Origin of the sequence: Legionella sp. km772 (assembly GCF_003989735.1) — a bacterium.
In the GTDB taxonomy this organism is placed as follows: Bacteria; Pseudomonadota; Gammaproteobacteria; order Legionellales; family Legionellaceae; genus Legionella.
Genome location: NZ_RZGQ01000157.1, coordinates 1 through 6,461, shown reverse-complemented (window position 1 = coordinate 6,461; position 6,461 = coordinate 1). Strand labels below are relative to the sequence as shown.

Genomic DNA, 6,461 nt, shown 5'->3' with positions numbered 1-6,461 from the left:
AAGTGAAATAAAAAAATCTAAAAATCCTTCTTCCAGCTTCATTCCTATATCCATTTAAATGAAGCTAGCCTCTCATTATTTACCGATTTAAGCTAGATTTTTTTCATGAGGTGGCCCTGTACCAGCATGAGAGACATCTTGACCAAATCCCTTTACCGTGCCACAACCCCCAAGCATTGATAAGGCAGTTACGAACAAGGAAAACATCATTATTTTTTTAATGTTATTCATGATTTCTTATCCTTTAATGAGTTAGATTCAAAGACTTACCTTATCATTTTAGTTCATAATCTTAAAATTTGTAATGCTTTCACTCAAGCCAATTTTTTACTAAGGTGGGCCGCATGCAAAACAGCCGCAATCTTACCCAAGCGCGCGATAGCCGACGCTGAAAAGCCGTGTTCGCGAAGTTGCCGGGTATGAGAGCTAATGCATAAGCCGCAACCATTTAATGCAGAAACAGCTAATGAAAGCGCCTCAAAAGTAGCTCGGTCTACCCCCGGATTCATCATTCCCTGCATTCGTAAACCTGCAGGGAGATGCTCTACTTCGCTATCTTCCGCTAAATGAATAAAACGGTAGTATATATTAGTCATAGCCATTAAACTCGCTGCTAATTTAGCTGCATCAATTAAGACCTCTTCAGTAATCTCTTGATTTAATTCGCTAATCATTTGTTTATCATCTAAAGAAAAGGCCACAGCCAATGCAGCGCCTAAAATTTGCTGCGCCGTTAAGCCCTCTGTTTGCGTCAGATCCAAAACTTTCGTGAGATTCAAACGAATATCTTTAGCTACGTCAGGAATAGTAGATTTTATACCCTCTAACATAATCGACTCCTCTATTTAAGGTCGCCTAATAGGTGGATATCAGGCGCCCCGTGATCATTTAAGATGAATAGTTTCCTCACCTTTTTTCCAGTTGCAAGGACAAAGCTCATCAGTTTGCAAGGCGTCTAAAACACGTAGAACCTCTTGCGGGTTGCGTCCTACATTTAAATCAGTAACCATTACAAAACGCACGACGCCACTAGGATCTACAATAAAGGTGGCCCGTTGTGCTACACCTTCGTGCTCATCTAAAATCCCTAAACTCGTTGTTAATTCTCGTTTGACATCAGCAAGCATTGGGAATGGTAGGTCTTTTAAATCGGGATGTTGATTGCGCCAAGCTAAATGTACAAACTCACTATCCGTACTTGCACCCAGTATTTCTGCATCCCGCTCTTTAAACTCATTATATAACTTACCAAATTCAGCAATCTCAGTCGGGCAAACAAAGGTAAAATCTTTCGGCCAGAAAAATAAAACCAACCATTTGCTACGGAACATTTCATCATTGATCACCTGAAAAGCCTCATTAAGTTCAGTGCTTACAGTGGCTTTCATTTGGAACTTTGGTAATTGGTTACCGACAGTAATCATTTTTTTCTCCTTCTCTTTTAATTTATGTCTTACTCATTAATTTAGTTGATTGGAATCAATAAATAAAATCAATTATTTTTATAGTAACAATATATAAAAACTATTGATTAGACCTCCTTTAAAACACTTTGTTGTTTATTTGCCTTTTTACAATTTATGCACTATGATTAAAAATAGGGCCTGGTTTAAGGAATTTGTTATGAAAGACCCGTTCTCTACAGTACATCAATCTCTTCAGCCTTTATTTCGCATCGCAACAGAAAGGAATGGCAAATACACTTATCTGGAAGTGCAAGTGTTAAAAGAAACTATAGATGACTATTTAGAAAATCCTACTAAGGAAAACTTTATTTCGCTTAAAAAAGCAGTCAGTTCTTCCCTATCATTTTTTGAAAAATGGCAATTACCTTTTGAACCGATAAAGGAGTCTTTTGACCAAGAAGCCAAGCAACATGCGCTGCCACCCATCAATTGGTCGAAAGTTCTCTCTCGTTCCACTGCCTCGCCTAGATTTCAATTTAGCGCCTTAAATCATGCCCACCAAGAAGAGGATTTGCTAACCTGGTTGTTAAGCAAAACCAATAAACTCACGCAAGGGGCCTTAAGCTCAAAAGAGTTAACTGAACTATTATTAAAACACCAGCATGAACATGGTTTTAGTAAAAAACTAATTCAACAATTAAGCGAGCAGCCCAATTTTTTATTTGATTTAATCATGAAATCAGCCAACAATTTTTCAAAAATAGCTTCAACATCTTTAAGTCTTTATTTAACTGATGAGCAATTAGCTGCGGCGATAATCAAGTACATCCCAGATGATGAAGAGCTTAGCTATGAGGAGGTGTCGGAATTGGTTGAGCATCTCAATAATAATACCTTATCGCACGGGCGTTCGGTTTCAACTTTATTACGTAATACTCATGCCAAAGATATCTTGGACCAATCGAATCTTTTTAGACTCTATCAAAATGCAGAGCATGCAAATAGAACAGAATTGGAATCTGAGTCTAGCTCTTACCAAGGAAGAGCAAATATTTAAAATAATGTAACCTGGTTGGGAACAACCAGGTTACTGTCCTCTTAATCTAATAAACCCAATTCTTTAACCATGTCACGCTCTTGTCTTAATTCGGTGAGCGTCTGATTAAATTTTTCTTGGCTGAAGCTATTAAAAGCTAAATTTTCAACTACTTTTAAACTGCCTTTTTCAGTTCGGCAGGGCACAGAGAAAATTAAACCTTCATCTACACCGTATTCACCTTTAGAAGCACGACACATAGAGAAAGACTCGCCAGCGGGTGTATCCGTTACTAAATGGTTAACGCCAGTAATAACTGCATTAGCAGCAGAAGCAGCAGAAGAGAAACCACGGGCTTTAAGTATCGCTGCACCCCGTTGTTGAACAGTGGATACGAAGGTTTCTTTCAACCACGATTCATCTTTAATCACCTCAGCTGCAGAAACGCCATTAATTTTAGCATTATAAAAATCGGGGTATTGAGTGGATGAATGGTTTCCCCAAATAGTCATCTGGCTTACTGCCGTAATATCAACACCAGCTTTTTTAGCTAATTGGGTACGTGCTCTTAACTCATCTAGAGTAGTCATTGCAAAAAAGCGCTCATTGGGAATATCCTTCGCATGATGCATGGCGATTAAGCAGTTTGTATTACAGGGGTTGCCCACCACAAAAACGCGAACATCGTCACTGGCATTATCATTAATCGCCTGACCTTGTTTCGTAAAAATTCCACCATTAATTTGTAATAAATCAGAACGCTCCATTCCTTGTTTACGAGGTACTGAACCTACTAATAAAGCCCAATTCACCCCATCCATTGCCTTATTCATATCGGAGGTGCATACAATGCGCTTTAATAAAGGAAAGGCGCAATCGTCTAATTCCATAGCCACACCTTCCAAAGCAGGAAGAGCCGCTTCTAGTTCTAATAAATTTAATTCGACTTCAGTATTAGGGCCAAACATTTGTCCTGAAGCGATACGAAACAATAAAGCATAACCAATTTGCCCGGCTGCACCGGTAATGGCGACTCTAACTTTTTTATTATTCATTTTATTTCCTCTTATTCAACCACTCTTGTGCTAAAAATAGCGCAGCAATACTGCGCGCCTCAGTAAAATCAGGTCGTTCCAAGAGTTCTTGAGCAGCCTCTAGGGGCCACTCAATTACTTCGGGCGGTTCTGGTTCATCCCCCATTAAAGGAGACGAATATAAATCTTGAGCTATTACCAATTCAATGCGCGAACCAAAATAACCAGGGGCTAAGGTCATTGAACGAAGCCAATTCAGGTTCTTTGCCGCATAGCCTGTTTCTTCACGCAGTTCACGATTTGCTGCGTCCACTGCAGATTCTCCTCTATCAATCACCCCTTTAGGAAAGGCAATTTCATAAGAATCAATACCAGCTGCATATTCTCGCACCAACAAGACGGAGTTATTTGGTGTTAGCGCAACAATAAGCACCGCGCCATGGCCGCGATTGGCAATGCGTTCGAAAACGCGCTGAGCACCGTTGGAAAACTCAAGCTCCATTTCCTCAATCGCAAATAAACGTGATTGAGCGATGACAGACCTTTTCTTGCATTTTGGTTTCTCACGCATGGACTAACTACCTAATTTGGTGACAAAACAGTGTTTATGATACTATTGACGTCCTTAACAAGCCAGTCTAAAAACAGTAATGCTGCCTTTATCTTTATATATCCACATTCCTTGGTGTATTCGCAAATGTCCTTACTGCGATTTTAACTCCCATAAAAGCCCTGATAATTTACCTGAGCAGGAATACGTCCAAGCGTTAATCAGCGATTTAGCCACCGATCTCGACTCCTTTCCGCCCCGCGAAATTCATTCCATCTTCATTGGTGGAGGCACTCCTAGTCTTTTTTCTGCTGAAGCCTATCAGTTATTGTTCACTGAATTAAAAAAAATGCTCTGCTTTTCCCCTTCCGTCGAAATTACTATGGAAGCTAATCCTGGAAGTGTTGAGCAACAGCGCTTCACTGAATACCGCCAACTTGGAATTAATCGCTTGTCTTTAGGCATTCAAAGTTTTAATCCTCGGCACTTAAAAAAATTAGGACGCATACATGATGAATATCAAGCTCACCAGGCTATAGAGTCCGCACGTAAAGCGGGCTTTGATAACCTTAATCTTGACCTCATGCATGGTTTACCCGAACAAACTATTGCCGAAGGCCTTCAGGATTTGACCACTGCCCTTAGTTACCATCCTGAACATTTATCATGGTATCAATTAACCATAGAACCAAATACTGTATTTTACAAAGAAAATCCGCCCTTACCTTCGGAAGATGATGCCTATTTATTGGAGGAGCAAGGATTAGCACTCTTACAAACAGCAGGCTTTCTTCGCTATGAAATCTCTGCTTTTTCTCAGCACCACAAACAAGCACAGCATAATTTGAATTACTGGTTATTTGGAGATTATTTAGGGATAGGGGCGGGTGCTCATGGTAAATTAACCCAGAACTCGAAAGTACAAAGAACGCGAAAACATAGAGTACCGAAAGACTATCAAAATCAAGAAAAACCCTTCCTTGCCCAGCTTGAAACCATTGAGGGAAAGGAATTAGTTTTTGAGTTTATGCTTAACACCACACGTTTAGAACAAGCAATCCCCCTAGCTTTGTTTCCTGAAAGAACAGGGCTACCGCTAGCCTTTCTCTTAACGCAATTGGAAAAAGCCCAAGCAAAAGGCTTGATTAATCTGACTGAAACTCATTGGCAAGTGAGCCCTTTAGGCCGACGCTATACCAATGATCTCCAAGCCTTATTCCTCCCTTAATCGCAGGGCAAACGCAGCTAATTGTAAAGTGACCGGCCAGCCTGCATTCCGTGCTTTATGCGGCCTAATCTAGTCCATATCTACAGGCAAGATTGTCAGGATACCGTGCATATAGCAGGCTTATCTGTGCACTATTGAGATGCGTTTGCCCGCCCCTTAAGCGTGATTATTTCTCAACCTTAGCTAATTTGTATTATGATTATATAAAGAAAGCTATTAGAGTTGCTTCGTCAGCATGATTCATGAATAATAAAAAAATCTTTTTACTAAGGAGTGTCAAGTGCTTCTAGCTATAGTTCTAATATTAATCAGCTATTTAATGGGGTCTATTTGCTCAGCAATTATCGTATGCAGCATTTTTAATTTACCAGACCCTAGAGAAGAAGGATCAAAAAATCCTGGAGCCACCAACGTACTCCGTCTAGCAGGCAAACAATACGCTGCATTAGTTTTACTGGTAGATATTTTAAAAGGTACCATTCCGGTGCTTTTAGCTCAGTTTTTAAATGCCTCTCCTACTTTAGTGGCTTTTACGGTATTAGTTGCAGTTCTGGGCCACATGTACCCCATCTTCTTTAATTTCAAAGGGGGTAAAGGGGTTGCTACAGCAATAGGTGCGTTATTAGGCTTTCATTTTATTATTGGGGTGATGGTAGTTGCTACTTGGTTATTGGTGGTGAATTTTTCCCGTTACTCTTCTCTAGCCTCAATTATCGCAATTATTTTATCGCCTCTTTATGCCCTCTTAGTGACTCAAGATATTAATATCTTCCCACCTTTATGCATCATGGCGATTTTAATCTTATTTAAACACAAAAATAATATTACTCGCTTAATCGATGGTAATGAACCCAAGGTCTTTATTAAGGAAAACGTGATCAAAGAAATAATGGAAGATACTACCCAAGCCAATCATGCGGTAGTGCCTGAGCTCGAAGTAAATAAAACGAAACCCACAGCTATTAAGAAAAAAACTGCACCGAAAAAAATAAGCACTGAGCCTGAGCCTGCTCCGGCAGTAGCTAAAGCAACTAAGCCGCAACCTAAGGCTAAAGGACAGCCAAAAACCAGCGCTAAAAAGAGCACCACTAGGCAACGTCCCTGAAGTTTTTATAGACAAGATTTTATTTTGAATTGGTCACAGATTTTTTAATTTCACTTCGATCTACCCCCTCTCCCGCGATAGGAACTTTGATAGTATGATGAT

8 protein-coding genes are annotated in these 6,461 nt (G+C 39.9%); 3 read left to right on the top strand and 5 right to left on the bottom strand.

The genetic code is table 11. The features are described 5' to 3' along the window. Window positions 1-87: 87 nt before the first annotated feature. The 3 genes from ELY15_RS12555 to ELY15_RS12545 form a co-directional block, all read right to left on the bottom strand. On the bottom strand, window positions 88-231 hold the full coding sequence (locus ELY15_RS12555) for an entericidin A/B family lipoprotein (RefSeq protein WP_127100555.1): 144 nt from the start codon (window positions 229-231) through the stop codon (window positions 88-90). 83 nt (window positions 232-314) lie between these two features. Further along, complete coding sequence (locus ELY15_RS12550; protein WP_127100553.1) at window positions 315-830, bottom strand: carboxymuconolactone decarboxylase family protein; 516 nt, start codon at window positions 828-830, stop codon at window positions 315-317. 54 nt (window positions 831-884) lie between these two features. Next, entirely contained in the window at window positions 885-1,424 is a 540-nt protein-coding gene (locus ELY15_RS12545; protein WP_127100551.1) for a peroxiredoxin, read from the bottom strand. A gap of 199 nt (window positions 1,425-1,623) precedes the next feature. On the opposite strand from ELY15_RS12545, the gene ELY15_RS12540 reads away from it, so the two are divergent. Then, window positions 1,624-2,463 carry a hypothetical protein gene (locus tag ELY15_RS12540; protein WP_127100549.1) on the top strand — a complete coding sequence of 280 codons (840 nt, stop codon included), beginning with the start codon at window positions 1,624-1,626 and terminating at the stop codon, window positions 2,461-2,463. Window positions 2,464-2,504: 41 nt separating this feature from the next. Here ELY15_RS12540 and ELY15_RS12535 read toward each other — a convergent pair whose 3' ends face one another. Both ELY15_RS12535 and nudE read right to left on the bottom strand, forming a co-directional pair. Then, window positions 2,505-3,497: a malate dehydrogenase gene (locus ELY15_RS12535; protein ID WP_127100547.1), complete on the bottom strand. Its 993-nt coding sequence runs from the start codon at window positions 3,495-3,497 to the stop codon at window positions 2,505-2,507. A gap of 1 nt (window position 3,498) precedes the next feature. Further along, window positions 3,499-4,047 (bottom strand): ADP compounds hydrolase NudE, encoded by a 549-nt coding sequence (gene nudE, locus ELY15_RS12530; RefSeq protein ID WP_127100545.1) that lies wholly within the window; start codon window positions 4,045-4,047, stop codon window positions 3,499-3,501. Window positions 4,048-4,126: 79 nt separating this feature from the next. On the opposite strand from nudE, the gene hemW reads away from it, so the two are divergent. Both hemW and plsY read left to right on the top strand, forming a co-directional pair. Beyond that, on the top strand, window positions 4,127-5,254 hold the full coding sequence (gene hemW, locus ELY15_RS12525; RefSeq protein WP_127100543.1) for a radical SAM family heme chaperone HemW: 1,128 nt from the start codon (window positions 4,127-4,129) through the stop codon (window positions 5,252-5,254). 280 nt (window positions 5,255-5,534) lie between these two features. Next, window positions 5,535-6,359, top strand: coding sequence for a glycerol-3-phosphate 1-O-acyltransferase PlsY (gene plsY, locus ELY15_RS12520; protein WP_127100541.1), 825 nt, complete (start codon window positions 5,535-5,537; stop codon window positions 6,357-6,359). Window positions 6,360-6,461: the final 102 nt, after the last annotated feature.